Origin of the sequence: Streptomyces zagrosensis (genome assembly GCF_014203645.1) — a bacterium.
In the GTDB taxonomy this organism is placed as follows: Bacteria; Actinomycetota; Actinomycetes; order Streptomycetales; family Streptomycetaceae; genus Streptomyces; species Streptomyces zagrosensis.
In genome coordinates, this window is sequence record NZ_JACHJL010000005.1 from 29,304 (window position 1) to 49,192 (window position 19,889).

14 protein-coding genes are annotated in these 19,889 nt (G+C 71.3%); 5 read left to right on the top strand and 9 right to left on the bottom strand.

Going from position 1 to position 19,889, the window contains the following annotated elements:
- The first annotated feature begins 31 nt into the window (after positions 1-31).
- Entirely contained in the window at positions 32-817 is a 786-nt protein-coding gene (gene pxpB, locus FHS42_RS11385; RefSeq protein ID WP_184571729.1) for a 5-oxoprolinase subunit PxpB, read from the top strand.
- On the top strand, positions 814-1,698 hold the full coding sequence (locus tag FHS42_RS11390) for a 5-oxoprolinase subunit C family protein (RefSeq protein ID WP_184571731.1): 885 nt from the start codon (positions 814-816) through the stop codon (positions 1,696-1,698). Before pxpB ends, FHS42_RS11390 begins: the two co-directional genes overlap by 4 nt.
- Positions 1,699-1,934: 236 nt before the next feature.
- Here FHS42_RS11390 and FHS42_RS36920 read toward each other — a convergent pair whose 3' ends face one another.
- From FHS42_RS36920 to FHS42_RS11420, 6 genes are all read right to left on the bottom strand, one after another.
- Positions 1,935-2,465 carry a TetR/AcrR family transcriptional regulator C-terminal domain-containing protein gene (locus FHS42_RS36920; protein ID WP_184572356.1) on the bottom strand — a complete coding sequence of 177 codons (531 nt, stop codon included), beginning with the start codon at positions 2,463-2,465 and terminating at the stop codon, positions 1,935-1,937.
- Positions 2,420-2,566 (bottom strand): hypothetical protein, encoded by a 147-nt coding sequence (locus tag FHS42_RS11400; protein ID WP_184571733.1) that lies wholly within the window; start codon positions 2,564-2,566, stop codon positions 2,420-2,422. The genes FHS42_RS36920 and FHS42_RS11400 overlap by 46 nt, the downstream gene beginning before the upstream one ends.
- 374 nt (positions 2,567-2,940) lie before the next feature.
- Positions 2,941-6,633: a hydantoinase B/oxoprolinase family protein gene (locus FHS42_RS11405; protein WP_184571735.1), complete on the bottom strand. Its 3,693-nt coding sequence runs from the start codon at positions 6,631-6,633 to the stop codon at positions 2,941-2,943.
- 175 nt (positions 6,634-6,808) lie between these two features.
- A complete protein-coding gene (locus tag FHS42_RS11410; RefSeq protein ID WP_184571737.1) occupies positions 6,809-8,161 on the bottom strand; it encodes a glycosyltransferase in 1,353 nt (450 codons plus the stop codon).
- Positions 8,158-9,303 (bottom strand): glycosyltransferase family 4 protein, encoded by a 1,146-nt coding sequence (locus FHS42_RS11415; protein WP_184571739.1) that lies wholly within the window; start codon positions 9,301-9,303, stop codon positions 8,158-8,160. Before FHS42_RS11415 ends, FHS42_RS11410 begins: the two co-directional genes overlap by 4 nt.
- 348 nt (positions 9,304-9,651) lie before the next feature.
- On the bottom strand, positions 9,652-11,079 hold the full coding sequence (locus tag FHS42_RS11420) for a HEAT repeat domain-containing protein (RefSeq protein WP_184571740.1): 1,428 nt from the start codon (positions 11,077-11,079) through the stop codon (positions 9,652-9,654).
- 354 nt (positions 11,080-11,433) lie between these two features.
- On the opposite strand from FHS42_RS11420, the gene FHS42_RS11425 reads away from it, so the two are divergent.
- The gene (locus FHS42_RS11425) at positions 11,434-12,918 is read left to right on the top strand and encodes a PP2C family protein-serine/threonine phosphatase (protein ID WP_184571742.1); all 1,485 of its coding nucleotides are present in this window, start codon (positions 11,434-11,436) and stop codon (positions 12,916-12,918) included.
- Positions 12,919-13,176: 258 nt separating this feature from the next.
- Here the strand turns inward: FHS42_RS11425 and FHS42_RS11430 are convergent, their stop codons facing one another.
- A complete protein-coding gene (locus FHS42_RS11430; RefSeq protein ID WP_184571744.1) occupies positions 13,177-14,658 on the bottom strand; it encodes a DNA-binding protein NsdB in 1,482 nt (493 codons plus the stop codon).
- Positions 14,659-15,130: 472 nt separating this feature from the next.
- Between FHS42_RS11430 and FHS42_RS11435 the strand changes: the two genes are divergently transcribed.
- Together FHS42_RS11435 and FHS42_RS11440 are read left to right on the top strand one after the other, a co-directional pair.
- Positions 15,131-16,240 (top strand): aminoglycoside phosphotransferase family protein, encoded by a 1,110-nt coding sequence (locus FHS42_RS11435; RefSeq protein WP_184571746.1) that lies wholly within the window; start codon positions 15,131-15,133, stop codon positions 16,238-16,240.
- 585 nt (positions 16,241-16,825) lie between these two features.
- A complete protein-coding gene (locus tag FHS42_RS11440) occupies positions 16,826-18,718 on the top strand; it encodes an N-acetylmuramoyl-L-alanine amidase (protein WP_246494567.1) in 1,893 nt (630 codons plus the stop codon).
- Between the two features lie 162 nt (positions 18,719-18,880).
- Here the strand turns inward: FHS42_RS11440 and FHS42_RS11445 are convergent, their stop codons facing one another.
- The gene (locus FHS42_RS11445; RefSeq protein WP_184571750.1) at positions 18,881-19,378 is read right to left on the bottom strand and encodes a hypothetical protein; all 498 of its coding nucleotides are present in this window, start codon (positions 19,376-19,378) and stop codon (positions 18,881-18,883) included.
- Between the two features lie 266 nt (positions 19,379-19,644).
- Positions 19,645-19,884 (bottom strand): DUF397 domain-containing protein, encoded by a 240-nt coding sequence (locus tag FHS42_RS11450; RefSeq protein ID WP_184571752.1) that lies wholly within the window; start codon positions 19,882-19,884, stop codon positions 19,645-19,647.
- Positions 19,885-19,889: the final 5 nt, after the last annotated feature.

Consider the following 19,889-nt stretch of genomic DNA (forward strand, 5'->3'; position numbering starts at 1 on the left):
AAGGCCAACAAACACAGCAGATACGGATGGTATGGAGGGGGCCGAAGGGGTGAACGAGGCCAACGAGGTCGCTCAAAGCGGCTCGTTCACCGTGCGCGGGCTACCGGTTGGCGATCACGCGCTGCTGCTTGAGGTCGGCTCCGACGAGGCGGTGGAGGCCCTACACGCCGAACTCCTGCGCCGGGTCGGCACTCCCGCCCTGCCCGCCGTACGCGAGATCGTGCCCGCGGCCCGCACCGTGCTACTCGACGGCCTCACCGACCCCGCACGCACCGCGGCCCGGCTCACCGAGTGGCACATCCCGGCGCTGACGCGCGATCAGGGTGCGGCCGTGGAGATCCCGGTCCGCTACGACGGCCCGGACCTGCGTGACGTCGCCAAGCTGTGGGGCGTCACGCCTGATGAGGTGGTACGCATCCACTCCGGCACCGAGTTCCGTGTGGCCTTTTGTGGGTTCGCGCCGGGCTTCGGCTATCTGACCGGGTTGCCCGACCGCTACCACGTACCGCGCCGCGCCACTCCCAGGACGAGGGTCCCGGTCGGCTCGCTGGCCCTCGCAGGGCCCTACACCGGCGTGTACCCGCGGTCATCGCCCGGCGGCTGGCAGCTCATCGGCACCTCAAATGCGGTGCTGTGGGACGCCGCCCGCGAGCCGGCAGCCCTCTTCGCACCGGGCACCCGCGTCCGCTTCGTCCCACAGGAGGAACCCCTCACACCCGGGCAGGGCGGCGCGGCTGCCCACGCGGAAGGCACCCCGGTCACCGAGGGCCTCCCCCGGCAAAGCGCGCGCAGCGCTGCGAACGAGGTGGCCCGATGACGGACAGCGCGCTCGTGGTGGTACGCGCCGGCGCACTGACCACCGTGCAAGACCTGGGTCGAGCCGGCCACGCGCACCTGGGCGTGCCGCGCTCCGGCGCGCTCGACGAGCCCGCACACCGGCTCGCCAACCGCCTGGTGGGCAACCCGGAAGACGCCGCGACGCTGGAGACGACGCTCACCGGCTGTGCCGTGCGGGTACGCCGCGCCACCACGGCCGCGGTCACCGGCGCGCCCTGCCCGGTCACCGTCGACGGCCGGCCCGCCCCGTGGGGCGCGCCTATCCGGCTCCCGGCAGGGGCGGTCCTTGAGGCCGGTGCCGCTTCCCATGGGGTGCGCGGCTATCTGGCCTTCGGCGGCGGGATCGACGCCGATCGCGTACTGGGCAGCCGCTCCACCGACGTGCTCTCCGGGCTCGGCCCCGATCCGCTGGCGGGCGGCGCCGTGCTGCGGCTCGGCACGCCCCACGGGCCTGCACCCTGCGTGGATACGGCGCCCGGTGCGGGCCCGGTGCGGGAGTTGGTGCTGCCCTTGGTGCTCGGTCCGCGCGATGACTGGTTCACGGCCCGCGCGCTGCACACGCTCGGCCGCGGCGCGTACACCGTCTCGCCCGCGAGCAACAGGATCGGGCTACGCGTCGAAGGGCCGGCGCTGGAGCGGGCCCGGGAGGGTGAGCTGCCCAGCGAGGGCATGGTGCTGGGCGCGCTACAAGTCCCGCCCGATGGGCGCCCCGTACTCTTTTTGCACGACCACCCCACGACCGGCGGCTACCCCGTCATCGGCGTCGTGCCCGAACATCGTCTGGCCGCGGCGGCGCAGGCGGCGCCGGGCACGCCGCTGCGCTTCGTCCCACGGCCGGCACGCTCGCGCGCCGGCCGCTGAGGCAGCACCGGTCTCACCCCGAGCGGGCCGCACGGAAGGTCCGGTGGAAGGCGCGTCAGGTGGCCGACGCAGGTCGGGCCAAGGGGCGATGCTCCGGGCAGAGCCGGGGCGCCGGCGGGCTTCGGCAACCAGCCGAGGTCACCGGTTACGGGTGGTACCGGCAGCGATGAGGACACCGGACAGCTCCTGGCGGGCTGCACAGGCGGGCCCGACACGAGCCACGGGCCCCGGCGCGGTCAGCCCTGCGGCAGGCTCGCCGCCAACCCATCGAGCAGGAAGTCCACGCCGCGGGTGACGTGCGCGGTCCAGTCGCCCTGCGTCGGGAAACGGGCGGCGAGCGTAGGGTATCGGCCCTGGTGCTCGCTGAGGTGTCCGCAGACGGTGGAGCGCGCCCCCGCATCGTCGCGTTGCCGCCAAACGGACTGCGAAGACACGGACCCGGACACGTAGAGGGTGACGGTCGAGGCCGCAGCCGTCAGGTCAACGCCGCTGAGCCAGGCCCCCACCAGCGCCGCGTACACGAATGCCGAGCACGCCAAGGCGTGCGGGCCCACCAGCGGTCGGCTGATCGCCAGTGGCGCGGCCCATGGGTGCGCAAGCAGGACCCGACGCGGCCCATGGGCGCGCGAGCAGGACCCGACGAAGCCGTCATGAGAGCGGCGACGTCCGGACGCCAGGATTCGCCGTGTGCGAATGGCAGCTGGAGCTCCGCGAACACCGCCTACACCGCGAGGTCCAACACATCGTCCTTGGTGGCCATGTGCCAGTACGGGCTGGTGGCATGGGCGCCTAGCCGGTCGGCGAGCTCACGCATGCCCAACTGCCCGGCAAGGGCACCACTTTCCGGCGCCGCCTCCGAACCTGGCACCGCCTCCGAACCTTTTTAAACACCTCTAAGGATTTGTCGACAAGGAAACTCCGGGCAATGCTGAGTCGCGGATGGGGGACCGAGTCGCTGAGGCGGCTCGGTCCCCAGGGGGCATCCACAGGGAGGATGGAACACCCCGAGCGAGGGCGTCAGGACCCCACGTGTGGTGCCGGGGCACCCACGGCGGCGGGCAACGACCCCACCACGCACCGGCCTTCGCCGCTCCCAGGCGGCGGGCCGAGGGGGCGAACCATCAACACCGATGGGCTCCGCGCTGAGTCTGCGCGGAGCCCACTCGGCTGCCTGCACCCACCCATCGGGCTCCGTGCCGGACCGCTCCAGCGCGCGGCCCGGCACGGCCGGGGGCGCACCGTTCAGCTCTTCGCCCTCCCAAAGCCCCCGCCACCCGGTGTGTGGACCACCAGCACATCGCCCGGCTGCGCCCGCACCACATCGCAGCCATGCAGCGTCTGCACCGAACCATCGGCGCGCTTCAGGAGGTTGGCACCGAGCGCGCCAGGCTCGCCGCCGGCCATGCCATAGGGGGGCACCCTGCGGTGGCCCGTGAGCAGCGCGATCGTCATCGGTTCGAGGCAGCGAATGCGCCGGGTCACTCCGCAGCCACCGTGCCAACGCCCGCGCCCGCCACTCCCCCGCCGCACCTCAAAGGCGTCCACCCGCACCGGGTATCGCCATTCGAGTACCTCGGGGTCGGTCAGGCGGGAGTTGGTCATATGGGTCTGTACGGCGTCGGCGCCGTCGAAGCCGTCTCCCGCGCCGGAGCCGCTGGCCACCGTCTCGTAAGCCTGCACGCGGTCGTTGCCGAAGGTGACGTTGTTCATCGTCCCTGACCCCTCGGCCTGCACACCAAGCGCCGCGTACAGCGCACCGGTGATCGCCTGTGAGGTTTCCACATTGCCCGCGACGGTGGCCGCCGGATACCCCGGCGCCAACATCGAGCCTGGGGGAATACGCACGTCAAGGGGCGTGAGACAGCCGCTGTTGAGCGGAATGTCCTGGGCGATGAGGGTGCGGAAGACGTAGAGCACCGCCGCCATGACGACCGAACTGGGTGTGTTCGTGTTGTCGGACTGCTGTGGCGAGGTGCCGCGGAAGTCCAGGACGGCGCTGCGCGTGAGGTGGTCCACGCGCAGGGCGACCTGGATGACGGCGCCGCTGTCGGTCTCGTAGCGGTACGAGCCGTCGTTGAGGCCCGCGATGATGCCGCGTACCGACTCCTCGGCGTTGTCCTGGACGTGCTGCATGTAGGCGTGGACGACATCGAGCCCGAACTGGTCGATCATGCGGCGCAGTTCCTGGATGCCCTTCTCGTTGGCGGCGATCTGCGCTCGTAGATCGGCGAGGTTGGTGTCCGGGGCGCGGGACGGGTAGCGGGCCGATGTGAGCAACTGGCGGGTCTCGCGCTCACGCAGCGCGCCCTCGCGCACCAGCAGCCAGTTGTCGAAGAGAACGCCCTTCTCCTCGACGTTGCGGCTGAAGGCGGGCATCGAACCGGGGGTGCTGCCACCGATGTCGGCGTGGTGGCCGCGCGTGGCGACCACGAACAGCAGCCGCTCGCCCGCTGCGTCGAAGGTCCGTGCGCCGAAGGTCCGTGCATCGAAGACCGGTGTGACGACGGTGATATCGGGGAGATGGGTGCCACCGTGGTAAGGGTCGTTGATCGCGTAGACGTCGCCTGGCTGCATCGTGCCGGAGTTACGCCGCAGCACCTCCTTGATGGACTCGCCCATGGACCCCAGGTGCACCGGCATGTGCGGAGCGTTGGCGATCAGGTTGCCGTCGGTGTCGAAGAGGGCGCAGGAGAAGTCGAGCCGTTCCTTGATGTTGACCGAGTGTGCGGTGTTCTCCAGGCGCACCCCCATCTGCTCCGCGATGGCCATGAAAAGGCTGTTGAACACCTCAAGCAACACCGGGTCGGCCTGAGTGCCAACGACGGCGGTGCGGGGCCGTGGGCGCACCCGAGTGAGGAGCAGATGCCCCCGCTCGCCTACGGCGGCTTGCCAGTCGGGCTCGACGACGGTGGTGGCGTCGTCCTCGGCGACGATGGCGGGGCCGGTAACCACATCGCCAAGGCGCAGCGCGTTCCGCTGGTGGAGCGGGGCCGTCCGCCACCGGCCGCCGATGAACATTCGCACGGCATCGCGCGCCCCGGCCCGGTGCCGCGCCGCTATGCCGGCCTCTGCCGGGCCGCCGGGCGCCGGCGTGGTCATGGTGTCTGTGGTGTCTGTGGTGCCCGCGGTCTCTGTGGTGCCCGCGGTGCCCACGGCCTCGACCGACACCGCCTCCGCGATGAGCGGCTTGTCCATGGTGAAGGCGTAGCGCGTGCGGTGCGCCCGGGCGAACTCCTCCGTCATCGCGCGGGCGTCGGCCAGCGGCACGGGGATGGTCGAGTCGGTTCCCGCGTACCGCAGATGCACGTGGGCCACGGTGGCGATGGACTCATCGGGGACCCCCTCAGTGGCGAGTTCCGCGCGGGTTCGCTGGGCCAACTGTTCGCTCGCCGCACGCACGGTGGCCTGGCCTTCCTCGTCTGCGATGGCCACCTCGACGGCCATCTCTCGCATCGCGGTGACGTCGGCGACGCCGATGCCGTACGCGGAGAGCACGCCGGCCAGCGGGGGGACGATGACCGTGCCGATGCCGAGTTCGTCGGCGACGGCGCAGGCGTGTTGGCCGCCCGCGCCACCGAAGCTGGTCAGCGCATACCGGGTGGCGTCGTAGCCCCGCTGTACGGAGATCTTCTTGACTGCGGTCGCCATGTTGAGCACCGCGATGTCGAGGAAGCCGGCCGCGACCTCATCGGGGCCGCGCCGATCGCCGGTCGCTGCGGTGATCTCCTCGGCAAGTGCGGTAAACCCCTCGCGTACGGCCGCGGCGTCCAACGGCTGATCGGCGTGCGGGCCGAACACCGCGGGGAAGTGGGCGGGCTGCACGCGGCCGAGCATCACGTTGGCGTCAGTGACGGTCAAGGGGCCGCCGTGCCGGTAGCAGGCGGGCCCGGGGACGGCGCCGGCGGAGTCGGGCCCCACGCGGTAGCGCTGGCCGTCGAAGCGCAGTACCGATCCACCACCCGCGGCAACGGTGTGGATGTTCATCATCGGGGCGCGCATCCGCACCCCGGCGACCTCGGTGCCGTAGACCCGCTCGAACTCGCCCGCGTAGTGCGACACATCGGTCGATGTGCCGCCCATATCGAAGCCGATGACGCGGTCATGCCCGGCCTCGGCGGCCGACCGTGCCATGCCCACCACGCCCCCGGCGGGCCCGGAGAGCACCGCGTCCTTGCCGCGGAAGTGCGCCGCTTCCCGCAACCCACCGTTGGACTGCATGAACAACAGCCGGACGCCGCGCAGTTCCGCCGCCACCTCATCGACGTAGCGGCGCAGGATCGGCGAGAGATAGGCATCGACCACCGTCGTGTCGCCGCGCGGCACCAGCTTCATCAGCGGGCTGACCTCGTGCGAACAGCTCACCTGGGTGAAGCCCACGCCCCGGGCGGCAGTGCCCACGGCCCGTTCATGCCGGGTGTGCCGGTAGCCATGGGTAAGGACGACGGCTGCGGAGCGCAGCCCGGCACGGTGTGCGGCGCGCAGTTCCTCGCGCACGGCATCCAGATCCAATGGACGCACCACATCACCCCGGGCGCCCAGCCGCTCGGGGACCTCGATGACGCGTGCGTAGAGCGCCTCGGGCAGCACGATCCGGCGGTCGAAGATACGCGGCCGGTTTTGGTACGCGATGCGCAGCGCGTCCCTGAATCCCGCGGTGACGACGAGGACCGTGGGTTCGCCCGAGCGTTCAAGGAGGGCGTTGGTGGCGACGGTGGTGCCCATTTTGACGACGGCGATCCGCTCGGTAGGAATCGGATCGCCGGGGGCGAGGCCGAGCAGGAGCCGGATACCGGCGACGGCGGCGTCCTGCCGCCGGTCGGGGTGGTGCGACAGCAGCTTGCGGGTCACCACTCGGCCGTCCGGTCGAACGCCGACGACATCCGTGAAGGTGCCGCCCCGGTCGATCCAGAACTCCCAGCGTCCCGTCGTCGTCACCCTCCCATTGTCGCAGCGGGCCGCCGCTGGCGCTGGTGGCTGGTGCCGCTGCGGGCCATGCGGGGGATGGGGCAGAGCGGTGGGGCAGCAGCCCCCTGGCCGGTACGGGGCCGGGCGAGGCCAGGCGGCATGGCCCGTTCCCCGCCCGGCGGCAGCGCAACCGGCCGGTCCCCGCTCAGCCGGCCTGCGCCCAGCCCGCCCCCGCGCTGGCGTCGGGCGACGGCTCCGCCACACGGGGCCGGCTCAGCTCCTCGGCCAGCGGGGCCCCGTCACCCGGCGGCACCGGCTCCGCCGTGCGTAGGACCATGTCGTGCGGTGGCTTCGCTGCCTCGCCCTGGGCAGCCGCTATGGAGTGCGCCGGCTGGCTTGAGGCGGCATCGGCGTCGGCCGCCACGCGAGCCACCGGTGCCGCGTCGTGCGCGGCCAAGAACGCGGCGACCGCGCTGGGCCAGCCGAAACCTTCGGCACGCGCACGGGCCGCGGCACGGCGGGCCGGTTCGGGGCGGGCCAGCACCCGTTCGACGGCGTCCGCGAACGCCGGGCCATCGTCCTGGGCGGTCTCGCCCGCCGGGCCCACGATGGCGGGCAGCGCCGATGACGCACTGACCACCACGGGCGTGCCGCAGGCCAGCGCCTCAAGCGCGGCCAGACCAAACGTCTCAGCAGGTCCAGGGGCCAGCACCACATCAGCGCTGGCCTGCCACGCGGCCAACTCCGTGCGGCTGGCGACATGGCCAAGGAAGGTCACCGGCAGCCCCTCGGCGCGGGCACGTGCAGTGAGCCGGGGCCGCAGCGGTCCGTCCCCTGCGATCACGAGCTGGGCACCGATACCGCGCCGACGCAGTTCGGCGACCGTATCCAGGGCGCGCCCCGGCCGCTTCTCGGGCGACAGCCGTGAGCACATCACCACCAAGGTGGTCGCCCCGCTGACCTGTCCGGCCCGCAATGCGGCGCTGTACCAGGCGGGGTGACACCGTTCGAGGTCCACGCCAAGTGGGGCGCGTACGAGATTGGTCACGCCGAGCCGTAGAAACTCGCGCGCCGCCCACTCGGTGGTGCATACCACCCGCGAATAGGCCAGCGCGGTGCGGCTGTTCAGCCGATCGGCGGCATAGCGAGCGGCGGCCGGCGGCACACCCCAGGTACGCAGCACGGCGTCGGCACTCTCGTGGGAGACCATGACCGCGGGGACGCGGGCTTGTCTGGCCCACTCCCCCGTCCATCGCAGCGTGGTGCGGTCGGAGACCTCAAGCCGGTCCGGAGCGAGGCGTTCCAGCAGGCGGGCCACCGTACGACGGCCGGTCAGTACGCGATAGCCACCGGTGCCGGGGAGTTCGTGACCGGGGACGGTGATCACGCGCCCCTGTGCGGTGACGTCGTCGGACGACCGCTCGCCGGGGACGATCAGAACGGGTTCATGACCGGCGGCCCGGTACCCGGTCCCCAACTCGCGCAGCGCCGTGCGCAGCCCTCCCGAGGTCGGGGTGATGAAGTTGGCGAGCCGGACGATGCGCAGCGATCCACTCATGCCGCCCTGCCCTCCGTGACGCGTCCGGCCCGCTCGGCCAGTACCTCCGCGTAGTGGTCGAGCAGCAGATCGCCCACCACCTGCCAGGTGCGACCTTCCACGGCGGCACGGCCTGCCCGGCCCAGGTCCGCGCGCAGCCGCGGCGATTCGGCAAGCAGCGCGACCGCGTCGAGTACGGCGGTCGAGTCGCCGGGCGACACGAGCAGCCCGGTGCGTCCGTGCGCGATGAGGTCGAGGGGCCCTCCGACCGCGGGAGCGATCACCGGCACGCCGCTGGCCTGCGCCTCCTGCACGGTCTGGCAGAACGTCTCCTGCGGCCCGGTATGCGCGAACACATCCAGCGAGGCGAAGATGCGAGCCAGCTCCTCCCCAGTACGACGGCCGAGGAACTGCGCCCCGGGGAGCGCCGAGCGCAGCCCGGAGGCGCTGGGCCCGTCACCGACGACGACCAGCTTGACGTCTGGCCGGGCGTTGACCGGGGCGAGCAGCTCCACGCACTTCTCGGGGGCGAGCCTGCCGACGTAGCCGACGATGAGTTCCCCGCCGGGTGCGAGGGTGCGGCGCAGCTCAAGGTCACGGGCCGCGGGGCGGAAGCGTTCGGTGTCCACGCCCCGTGGCCACAGCGCGACCCGGGGCACCCCGTGCTCGGTGAGGTCCCGGGCGGCGGCGGTGGAGGGGGCAAGGGTCCGGTCGGCGGCGGCGTGCACGGCGCGGATGCGCCGCCAGGCGGTGCCCTCGCCGGTGCCCAGATAGGTGCGGGCGTAGCCGCCGATGTCGGTCTGGTAGACGGCGACGGCGGGGATGTGCAGCCGGGCGGCGGCGGCCATGCCTCGCACGCCGAGGATGAAGGGGCTGGCCAGGTGGACGACGTCGGTGCGGTGTGCGGTGAGTGTGGCGGCGACTCGGCGGCTGGGCAGGGCGACGCGTACCTGCGGATAGCCGGGCAGGGGCAGGGAGGGTACGCGGACGACGGGATAGGGGTGGGTCCCGTCGCTGTCGGCCGGACAGTCCTGCGCTCCGGCGGGGGCGAGGACGAGGGGATCGTGACCGCGTCGGGCGAGATGCTGGGCGGTCTGTAGGGCGCAGTGGGAGACGCCGTTGATGTCTGGCGGAAAGGATTCGGTGACGATGGCGACACGCATACCGGTGTTGTCGGCGCACGGAACGTGACGCGGGCCACGTGGATCTTTCCGGCCAGGGAACGTCCCATGAGCGTTCGCCGCTGGTGAGGGCATGTTCTGCCCTGCCGGGCGGGTCTGTCCGGAAAACGCCCCGCCACAAGGCGGCCTCTTTGCGGGCCGCGGTCATGTGGCTGCCTGGCCCTCTGGCCGCCTGGCTGTCTGACTATCTGGCTATCTGCCCATCCCGGCGGCCACCCGTACCCCGCGCCTTCGCGCATGCGCCGCAGCCTTCGCACCACGTAAGCCCCTTCGGGCTGGGCTGGGCTGGGCTGGGCTAAGGGATCGAGCCCTCGCCCTGCGCGCGCCCGCTCACAAGGACGCCGTGTCCGGATCGATCCGGCTGCGTACGGCGGTTTGGACCTCGGCCTCCTCGGCCGGATCGGCGGCGAGGCTACGCAGCCGATCCACGACGCGGGAGTCGGCCGTGGCGGCGTGCCGGGCGGCGAGTTCGCGGGTGGATTCCTCGCAGTCCCACAAGCACTCCACCGCGAACCCGGCCGGGAACGACGGATCGGTCGCGGCCAGCGCGCGCGCTGACCTGCCGCGTAGCTGGGAGGACGACGTCTCGCGGTAGATGTGCCGTAGCACCGGCGCGGCGCAGGCGATGGTCAGCCGACCCGCCCCGTCCACGAGGTCCCAGAGCACGGGCGCATCGGGCCCCTCGGTGCGCACCACCCGGCGCAAGGTGCTGAGCACTGGCGTCGCGTCGTGCTGGCCACCCCTGCGGGCGAGCAGCGATGCGGCGGCGGAGCCGAGCCCGTCCTCGCGGTGGGCCCAGCTTCTGGCCCTGGCCAGCGAGGCATTGCTGCGCATGCGCTCGAAGGCGCCGATGGCGGCTTCCGCCACCAGGGCGGAGGGGGCCTCGGCTGCGGCCTCGATGAGCCTGAGCGCCTCGGGGGCGTGCTGTTCGGCGAGGTAGCGCAGGGCCGTGGCGCGCGCCGCATCGGGCCCCTCAGTGGCCGCGGCGATGATCGCGGGACGGTCCTCGGGTCCAGCGACTGCGGTCAGGCAGCGGGTAGCGGGCCCAAACCGATGCTGGGTGGGGTGCTGGTCGAGGCCCTGCTGCGCCCAGTCCAACACCTCTCGTACGCTCCAGCCCGGCCGCGGCCCGGTCGGCCGAAGCTGCCGCTGCCAGCGGTCGAAGCAGCCGTTCTCCAGGGCCGCGCGCACCCGGGCGGCGTTGCCCGGCTCCGAGTCGTCCTCGGCCCACAGCCGCCAGGGGCGTGGCTCGAACGCGTCGCGGGCCGTGGTCGCGAGCTGCGCCTCCCCCTCGGCTGTGTGGGGGAAGCGGGCGAGCACCAGACTGCTGAGGGCGCGCAGCCCGCTGTCGTCGTCTCGCAGCGCCAGTTCGTCGAGCGCCCACTGCCAGTTACCGCCCGTGGCGGCGTACCGACGCAGGAGGTGCAACGCGTCATCGCGACCGTATGAGGCGAGATGACCGAGGACGGCGAGGGTGAGCCCGGTGCGCTCCTCAGCGGTGTCGAGGAGGTCGTCGGGATGGAAGAGGTGTTGTTCGATCTCTTCAAGTCCGCCGTCGAGCTCCATGCAGAGCCGGGCGTAGTAAAGGGAGCGGTTCTCCACCTGCCAGTCACGGCGGGGGTCGCGCAACACGCACTGGTACAGCGCGGCAAGCGCCTCGGCCCGCGGCGCCGCAAGGGCATGCAGGGTCCCGTCGCCACGGCCTCGCTGGAGGAGGCCGAGCAGGGAGCCGCTGGGCGCTATGTCTGGATCGAACATGAGGTCAGCATCCGGGGCGGGGGGTTCGACTGGCAACGGGATTTCCTTCGTCCGGCATTCTTGCCGATGCTTGCCGGCGCTTGCCGGTGTTCGCCGGTGTTCGCAGCCGGTATGCCCGATGAACAGCAGCAGGCCCCGGCAAGGATGCCCATCCCGAGCGCCGCAGCCTACCTGGAAGAAAGGATTCCGCAGAGCTCGCACTCGGTCTCCACATGGAAGGCCGGTGGCATATGTCAGGAGCACCACCGTATCGGGTATTGCCAAACCTCTTACGGACCGTCGCAGCCTGTGCAACAGTCGTAACCGGCCCTTCCGTCTAACTGGTCGCGCCGCGCCTGTATCGGAGTACGTCCCATGCCGTCCCCCCTCTTCGCGGACCGCCCAGCTCCGCAGCCGCCTGAGCGCGGCGCACGCAGCGCTCTCGACGCGCTGATCTCGCAAACCCGGAGACTGCGCGGCGGCGTTGACGCCGTACGGCGCGAGTCCGGCGTCGAGGACGAGCACAGTGAAGATCCGCACGCTCGCTGGCAGCGCGTCCTGTGCGAGTTAGCCGTCCACCACCTCGATGACCTCGGCGAGCATCTGGGCCAACTCCGCGAGGGGCTGCCCGTCGATCCCGAGGAAGCGGCCCCGCCGCGGGAGCGGGTGCCGGCTGCGCCGCCGGAACCGGAGCGGCGCTCGCTGCTGAGCCGGGTCGGCAGCGCCGAGTGGAACCTGCTCACCGACGAGGTGACCTGGTCTGCCGAGTTGTACGAGATCTTCGGCAGGCGCCCGGCCGATGGCGGCCTTTCCTTGGACGAACTGCCTTCCTGGGTGCACTGCGATGACCAGGCGACACTGACCGCGATGGTCACCGACTGCCTGGTGGACGGCAAGCCGATCAACGGCGAGTTTCGCATCGCGGGGCCGGGCGACCGCGAGCGCACGGTGCACATGGTGGGCGAGCCCGTGCTCGAAGCAGACGGCAGCACCGGTTCCATGTGGGCCGTGCTGCGCGATGTCAGCGAGCTGCGCCGCAGCCAGCAGGCGCTGCACGAAACTCGTGACTCCCTACAGCGCCAACGACACATCGCGCAAACCGAGCACCGGCTCGCGGTCGAGTTACAAGAAGCCGTACTGCCACCATGGCGCAGTTCCCTCCAGCTCCCGCACCCTGAGGGCAACACGGCACTTGATCTCGCCGCCCACTACCTCCCCTCCGCCATCAGCGCGTTGATCGGCGGCGACTGGTACGACGCGCTCCATCTGCCCGATGGGCGCACCTTGCTCAGCGTCGGCGACCTGACCGGCCATGGCGTGGCCGCCACCTCCGGCATGGCCACCATGCTCGGCGCACTGCGCGGCATGGCCGTCGCCGGGGTCGAGCCAGGCCCGCTGATGGGGTTCCTCAACCAGATGCTCGACGCCTCGGCCCAACCCGCACTCGGCAGCGCCGTATGCGGCCTCTACGACTCCCGTACGCGCACCCTCACTTGGTCTCAAGCAGGCCACCCCGCCCCGCTGATCTTCCGCGGCGGGACGGGGTGGGCGTTGCGCCCCCCGGAGGGCGTGTTGCTCGGCGCCACCTCGGGCGCGACCTACACCCAGCGAACGGAGGTGCTGGAGCCGGGCGATGTGCTCGTGCTGCATACCGATGGACTCGCGCCGCGCAGCACACAAGCCAGTGTCGAGGCAGGAGCCGAGCGACTGCTGTCACTGGCTCCACGGTTCTCCGTGGCCCGCACCGCGCAGGAGTGCGTACGAACCATTGTCGAGGCGTTCGGCGACGAACAGCGCGAGGACGATGCGTGCGTCCTCATTGCACGGATCGGTTCCCACCCCTCACCGGCCCACCGCTGACCAGCGCAGTACCCACGGCGGTTGCTCGACGTACACCATGCCCGACGTACGCATGCGTAACGTACGGCCAGCACCTCAACGGCCGTGTCTCCCATGCGTGCGCGCTGCCCCGGAGTCCGTTGCTTTGCAACATCAACAGCTTCGCAACACAACCAGCTGTGCCAGGCAACCAGCTGTGCCAGGCAAAAAACGTCGCACAGCAAACAGCGTTGCGACACAAACAACCCCACGACACAAGCGGCGCTGCTGGGCCGGCCGTCAGACCAGGGTGCTGTGGCCCTGTCCGCCGTTGCCGCCGTACTGCGGCATCACTTCCTGGATCTGTTCTCGTAGATCCTTGATGTCGGTACGGCTCGTGTACCGGCCGGTGAGTCGGTACATCTCACGCAACCGGTCCCAGGTGCGGTGCGACGAGGTCTCACCGATGGTGGCCAGGGCAAGTCGTGCGTAGTTGTCGCCCTGTTCCGGCTCGTCATCGATGAAGCAGGCGGAGGCCAACGAGAGGTGGTCGAAGATCTGCGACCGCTCCCGGCCCTCGACCCGCAGCCGCAGCGCCTCCTTCGCATGGCGCTGGGCGGTCACCGCCGCCTTGGGGTCGTGCTCCGCGAGCGTGCGGTACGCCAACGCCTGCATGCCGTGCAGGTCGGCCTCGTCGAACATCTGCATCCAACTCGGCGGCGGCACATCGCCCTTATCCGATGCGAAAAGCTCCTCGGCCTCGCCCAGCGTGCGCCGCATGGCCTGCCCGCGGCCCATCGACGCCTGCGCCCATGCCTCGATGGTGTGCAGCATGGCGCGGGTGCGCGGGAGGGCTTCTTCGCCCGAACCGGACGAGGCGAGCTTCATCAAGTCGAGCGCATCGCCCGGGCGGCCCAGATGCACCATCTGCCGGGCCGCACGGGACATCGCCTCGCCGGCCCGGGGGCGGTCGCCACCCTCGCGTGCGGCGTGCGCGGCGATCACGAAGTATTTCTGGGCGGTGGGTTCCAGGCCCACATCGTGTGACATCCACCCGGCGAGCACCGCCAGGTTCGCCGCCACCCCCCACAACCTGCGCTGGAGATGGGGCGGGTGGCGATAGGCAAGCATGCCCCCCACCTCGTTGAGCTGGCCCACTACCGCTTTACGCTGCAACCCGCCGCCGCGGGACGCGTCCCAGGCCCGGAAGATGTCAACGGAGTTTTCCAGCGCTTCGATCTCGGCTGAGCCCACGGGGGCCGCCTCATAGCGATCGAAGCTGGCGTAGTCGGCGGCGAGTGGAGGGTCGAGACGGGGGGCGGTGGATGCCAGGGCGGGATCGGCGTGCAGCCAGTCGTACATGGCGCTGCTGAGCACGGAACCCGCGGCGAGCGCGGTTCCTGCACCCACCAGGCTGCGTCGGTTGAACATGAGGTCCATTCCCGTGAATTCGGTGAGGACCGCGGCCGTACGCCCGGGCGCCCAGGACAGAACGTCGTGAGCCTGCCCTTTCCCCACGCGTCCGTGGCGGCCGAATCCGAGGTCCTCGATGGTCACGACACGACCGAGTCGCTCGGTGAACAGGGCAGCCAACACCTTTGGCACGGGATCGCGTGGTGTCTCACCGGTCTCGATCCACCGCCGCACTCGCGAGGTGTCGGTCGCCAGTTGCGGATGGCCCAGGGCCCCCGCTTGCCGGTTCACGAGTCTCGCGAGTTCCCCCTTGGACCAGCCGGCAAGGCCGAACAGGTCCGCAAGACGGCTATTGGGTTCCCTCGTCACGTCAAGCCCCCAGGTTCCTCGGCTGAGTTGACAGTAACGGCCGAGGTAGGGGGTAGCGAGCATTCGCCAGGGTTCGCCAGGGTCCGCCACATGGTGTGCCACCCGCGCGCGGGTGTCCGGTAGGAACGCGCCACCCTCCCCTGGCTTTCGAGTTCAGGTTACGCAAAGCATCCGCCAGTTCAGATCACCGTTATCGCACCTGGTGATGGCACGCAGTTCGGGACAACACAGCAGGTGAAGTGACAGCTCCGGAGCTGTCACGGCCTACGGGGTTGTCACCGCAGCAGCCTGTTACCCAGCGCTGTCAGGCAGTGATGGGGCCCACACCCTGGGCCCCACCCGGTACGAGCTTGCGGACCTTGCCCGAAACAGGGGACCCGGCCCGGCAGGCGGATCGCATTCCCCAGGGTGCGGCCACCTTCCGGGCCTGGGCGCACGCACTTGCCGGCACACGAAGGGATCTGTTTCGCCCATGTACACAGCATCGTCCCCCGTGTCCGCCCCTCTTCGGCCGCACCGTCCGCACGGCGGCGGTGCGCCCTATCTCGATCCCAGCCATGGCGGGCGGGCGCGGCGCGCTGAGGGCATCGTGCCCCAGCCGTTGAGCGGAAGGCTCGACTTGTCCGGCCCACAGGGGGCACGGCTGCGTACGGCCATCGCGGCCGTGCACCGGGTGTGTCCCGAGTTCAACCCCGTTCAGGTGCTGCGTCGCGGCGGGCGCTCGGTGCTGCTGGTGGGCACGACGGGGCGCAGCACGGCGGTCGCCAAGTGCCTCCTCGACCATTCGCCGGCGTGGGCGGAACGGTTCCGGCACGAAATAGCGGCATATCGGGCCTTCGTACGACACCGCCCGCCGGTGCGCGTACCTCGGCTCATCGCCGCCGACCCGGACAGCTGCACCCTGGTCATCGAGCGCATGCCGGGACGGGTGGCGACCTTTCACCGGCACTCGGCCGAGCCGCCGCCGCGCGCGGACCTGCGTAGCGCCCTCGCCGCCATCTACCGAGTCAACTCCTGGCGGCCACCGTCCGGCTTGTTCGACGCGCCCATCGACTACCCCGCGCGGCTCTCTCGCTATCACGAGCTGGGTCTGCTCACCGACCGGGACATGGGCGACCTACAAAAGCTCTTGCACGGCATCGCGCAGGCCCAGGGGCGGCAGGGCCAGGGGCAGTTCTGTCATGGCGAGGCGGTGCTCTCGAACATTCTGTTCGCCCCGTCCGGGGCGGCGTTGATCGACTGGGACCACGCGGGGTGGTACCTCCCCGGTTATGACCTGGCAACGCTGTGGGTGGTGGTCGGGTCCGACGCCGCGATGGCCAGGCGGCAGATCGCCCAGTTGGCGCAGAACGCGGGGTGCGATGCGCGGGACGCGTTCTTGGTGAACCTGATGCTCGTACTGACCCGGGAGATCCGGACGTACGAGACGGCCGTGCAGCGCACCATGCACGCCCCCACCCCGGCGGCCCCCGGCGAGCCGGGCGCGGGCGCGGGTGAACAGCAGCGGCTGCTGCTGCGACGGCTGCACGATGACTGCGGGCTGGCCCGGCGGGCTGTACGAGCCGCGGTCGGTACCCGCTGACCGGGTCGCCGGCACGGTCAGCGCACCTGTCACGGGATAGTGGCGGGGGGGGGGGGGGGGGGGGGGGGGGGCCCCCGCCGGGGGGGCCCCGCCCCCCCCCCCCCCCCCCCCCGCCCCGCCCGGCCCGCGGCCCGCCCCCCCCCCCCCCCCCCCCCCCCCCCACCCCCCCGGGCCGACTCCCCCGCCCACCCCGCCCGGCGCTCGCCCCCCCCCCCCCCCGGCCGGGCGGGGGGGGCCCCCCCCCCCGCGCCCCCCCCCCCCCCCACGGCTCGGGCCCCTACCCAGTCACCCGCGACACGACCTATGAGGTGCGAACACCGCAGCGCGCTTGGCAAGTTGGAACTTTCGTGCGGACCTGATTGACGGGACGTCCGACAGCAGTTACCTCTAGGTGGGCTCAGCCCCGCACGCCCGATCGCACACGTGCGCCCCCAGCGCGCGCCTGCTACGGCTCAGCTTGAGGAGGCTGCATTGCGAGGTTTCACCCGAGGACGATCGAGAACGCAAGGCCGCGCCGGCGGTAGGCGAAGGCCGTCACCGCGTACGGCAGGAGCCGTAGCGTCGATCGCCCTGCTGTTCCCACTGTTGTCATCAGCTCCGTCCGCCACCGCCGAGCAGCCGCACAGCAGCAGCCTGCGGCAGGCGTTCACGGACGCGTCGGAGCGCTACCGGGTGCCGCACAGCGTGCTGCTCGGTGTCTCGTACCTAGAATCCCGCTGGGACGGCCACCACGGTGCGCCCAGCGTGAGCGGCGGCTACGGCCCCATGCACCTGACCGACGCGTCCACGGCCCTGGCCCAGGCACCGCATCACTCACACGGCGCGCAAGACCCTCGCGGTGACACCGCGCGAGCCCCCAAGCGGGTCACATCCGCGCCACCGAGGCAGCCGGCGCCCGATGACCTGCCGGCACGCCTGCGCACCCTGGAGCGTGCGCAGCGGCTCACCGGCATCCCGGCGCAGGATCTGCGCAAGAGCGCCACGGCCAATGTGTACGGCGGCGCGGCCCTGCTCGCCGCCGCGCAGAAACGTCTCGGCCTGCCGCTGAGCAAGGACCCGGCCCAGTGGTACGCGGCGGTCGCCGACTATGCGGGTGCCTCCGATGCGGCGACGGCCACGGTGTTCGCGGGCGAGGTGTACGAGGTGATCCGCTCGGGGGTCAGCCGTACCACCGACTCGGGCCAGCGGCTTCGAATCGACCCGCACCCGGGTCTGCGGCCCGCCACCGGGCAGGTGCGGCGGCTCAAGCTGCCCGCCGCTGACCGGGCGCCCGGCGTCGAGTGCCCGCGCGGCGTCGCCTGCGAGTCCATCCCCGCCCCGTACCAGGAACTCGCGGACGGTGACTACGGCAACCATGACAAGGCCGACCGCCCGGCGTCCCAGCAGATCGACTACATCCTGGTGCATGACACCGAGGGGTACTGGGACACCGCGATCAAGCTGGTGCAGGACCCCGAGTACGTGTCGTGGCACTACACCCTGCGGGCCTCGGACGGCCATATCGCGCAGCATGTGCCGACCAAGGACGTCGGGTGGCACGCGGGCAACTGGTACGTCAACGCCAAGTCGGTGGGCCTGGAGCACGAGGGCTTCTTGACGGCGCCCGACGCCTGGTACACGGAGGCGATGTACCGCTCGTCGGCGCGGCTGGTGAGCTACCTGGCACGCAGGTACGACATTCCGCTGGACCGGCAGCACATCCTGGGCCACGACAACATTCCCGGCACCGTCCCCTCAACGATCAAGGGCATGCACACCGACCCCGGGCCGTACTGGGACTGGGCGCACTACTTCCAGCTGCTGGGCGCACCGCTCACCCGCACGGCGGGCCCGGGCGGTGGCCTGGTCACCATCCGGCCCGACTATGACCGGCACCAACCGGTCTACACCGGCTGCGACAAGCCGGATCAGGCGTGCCCACCGCACGGCTCGGGCGCGGTGCGGCTGCATACCGCGCCCCGCGCGGACGCTCCCCTGGTCCAGGACATCGGGTTGCGCCCGGATGGCTCGCCGTCCACAACCGGGGTCAACGACACCGGCGCCCGGGCCTCGACCGGGCAGCAGTACGCGGTGGCGGGACGGGCGAGCGGCTGGACGGCCATCTGGTACCTGGGGCAAAAGGCGTGGTTCCACAACCCTGCACAGCGACCCACTGCCGTGCCCGCCAGGGGCCTGGTGGTGACGCCGAGGCCCGGCGCAAGCGAGGTCCCGGTGTATGGCAGGGCGTATCCGGAGCCGGAGGCGTACCCGCAGGGCGTGCCCGTACAGGCCGTGTCGCCGCTGCCGTACACGCTGAAGCAAGGCCAGCGTTACGCGGTGGGGTTGCGCACCCGCGGGGAGTATCTGTGGGCCGCGACCTTCGATCCAGCCGGCCACAAGGTGGTGCGCGGCAAGGACACGTACTACCAAATCCAGTTCGGGCACCGGGTGGCCTTCGTACGGGCGGCCGATGTGACGGTGCGGCCCACGGGCCGGTAGCGCGACGACATCCCGCACCACGATCAGCGGCCACCACGGCTGGAGGACGACGAAAGGCCCCTGCCGCACCTACCGGGCGTCGGGGGCCTGCTCAGCGCTGGCGCGCCGCGCTGTCGCCGATCAGCGGTGCTGCGGGCGTGTGCCGTCGCGAAGGCGCCTGGCTCAGGTCTGTTGGAAAAGCTCTGCCGGCAGCGGCTTCAGCAGCCGATACAGGTCGTCGGTGATGGGCCGGTCCCAGCTTGCGATGGTGACCAGCACGCCGTCGTTGCGGTCAAATTGCACGCAGGAGACCCGGCTCTCGGAGAGCTTGATGCGCCGCACGATCAGCAGGTTGTCCTCGTGCATCACGGGGCTGTCCTCGGAGCTGACCGTCTCGACGGGTTCGTCGTGGCCGAGTGCGTCAAGGAGCTGCGTCACCTCGAACGGCACACCCTCCCCCACCTCGCGGACGGGCGAGCCCGCCGGCAGGTTCCCGATGATCATCGCGGGCCCGCGCCCACCGAACAGGTCGTACCGCAAGAACACGCCCTGGCAGCTACCGTCCGGCGCGGGCAGCAGCCCGGCACCGAGGTCACCGGGCCAGTCTCCTGGGTCCATGGCGAGGACATCGAAGTCCGGACCTGTAGGCGTAGCGGCGCTGCGGCGGCGGAGAAACGACATGCGCACATGGTACGTGCCCGCGGAGACGTCGCGCGGCGCATGGGGGAGCTGATGGGCTCGACCCGCTGGCCGGGGTTTTCCACCAGGCAGCGAAATCGCCGCCCGGATTTCACCACTCATCATGAGGAAGGGCCGCGATGTGCATAGGGGGGTCGGGCCTGGCAAGGCGAGAGGGGCGGGACGGCGCGGGCGGCCTTGCCGAGATGTTCCGGCTTGGCCGTCCACGGTCCGACCTGAAGGCCGCCGGCAGGAAGGCGGCAGCCTGGTCAGGTGAGGTCGAACTCGCCATCTCTGGCGCCGAGTACGAAGGCGCGCCACTCGGCCGGGGTGAAGATCAGCGCAGGTCCTTCCGGGCTTCGGCCGTCGCGCATCGCGATGTAGCCCTCGACAAAGGCGATTTGCACATCGCCCGTCCCCTGGCTGCTCGACTGCCAATGCGCGGCGCTCAGGTCGAGTTGCGGCTTCTTACCGCCCGCCAGTGTCTGTTCAGTGGTGCTGTCGGCCACGTCCG

What these genes read in the sequence shown, in the direction of transcription:
- pxpB (WP_184571729.1), top strand. Translation starts at nt 32, where the DNA reads ATGGAGGGGGCCGAAGGGGTGAACGAGGCCAACGAGGTCGCTCAAAGC.
- FHS42_RS11390 (WP_184571731.1), top strand. Translation starts at nt 814, where the DNA reads ATGACGGACAGCGCGCTCGTGGTGGTACGCGCCGGCGCACTGACCACC.
- FHS42_RS11410 (WP_184571737.1), bottom strand. Translation starts at nt 8,161, where the DNA reads ATGAGTGGATCGCTGCGCATCGTCCGGCTCGCCAACTTCATCACCCCG.
- FHS42_RS11415 (WP_184571739.1), bottom strand. Translation starts at nt 9,303, where the DNA reads ATGCGTGTCGCCATCGTCACCGAATCCTTTCCGCCAGACATCAACGGC.
- FHS42_RS11420 (WP_184571740.1), bottom strand. Translation starts at nt 11,079, where the DNA reads ATGTTCGATCCAGACATAGCGCCCAGCGGCTCCCTGCTCGGCCTCCTC.
- FHS42_RS11425 (WP_184571742.1), top strand. Translation starts at nt 11,434, where the DNA reads ATGCCGTCCCCCCTCTTCGCGGACCGCCCAGCTCCGCAGCCGCCTGAG.
- FHS42_RS11435 (WP_184571746.1), top strand. Translation starts at nt 15,131, where the DNA reads ATGTACACAGCATCGTCCCCCGTGTCCGCCCCTCTTCGGCCGCACCGT.
- FHS42_RS11445 (WP_184571750.1), bottom strand. Translation starts at nt 19,378, where the DNA reads ATGTCGTTTCTCCGCCGCCGCAGCGCCGCTACGCCTACAGGTCCGGAC.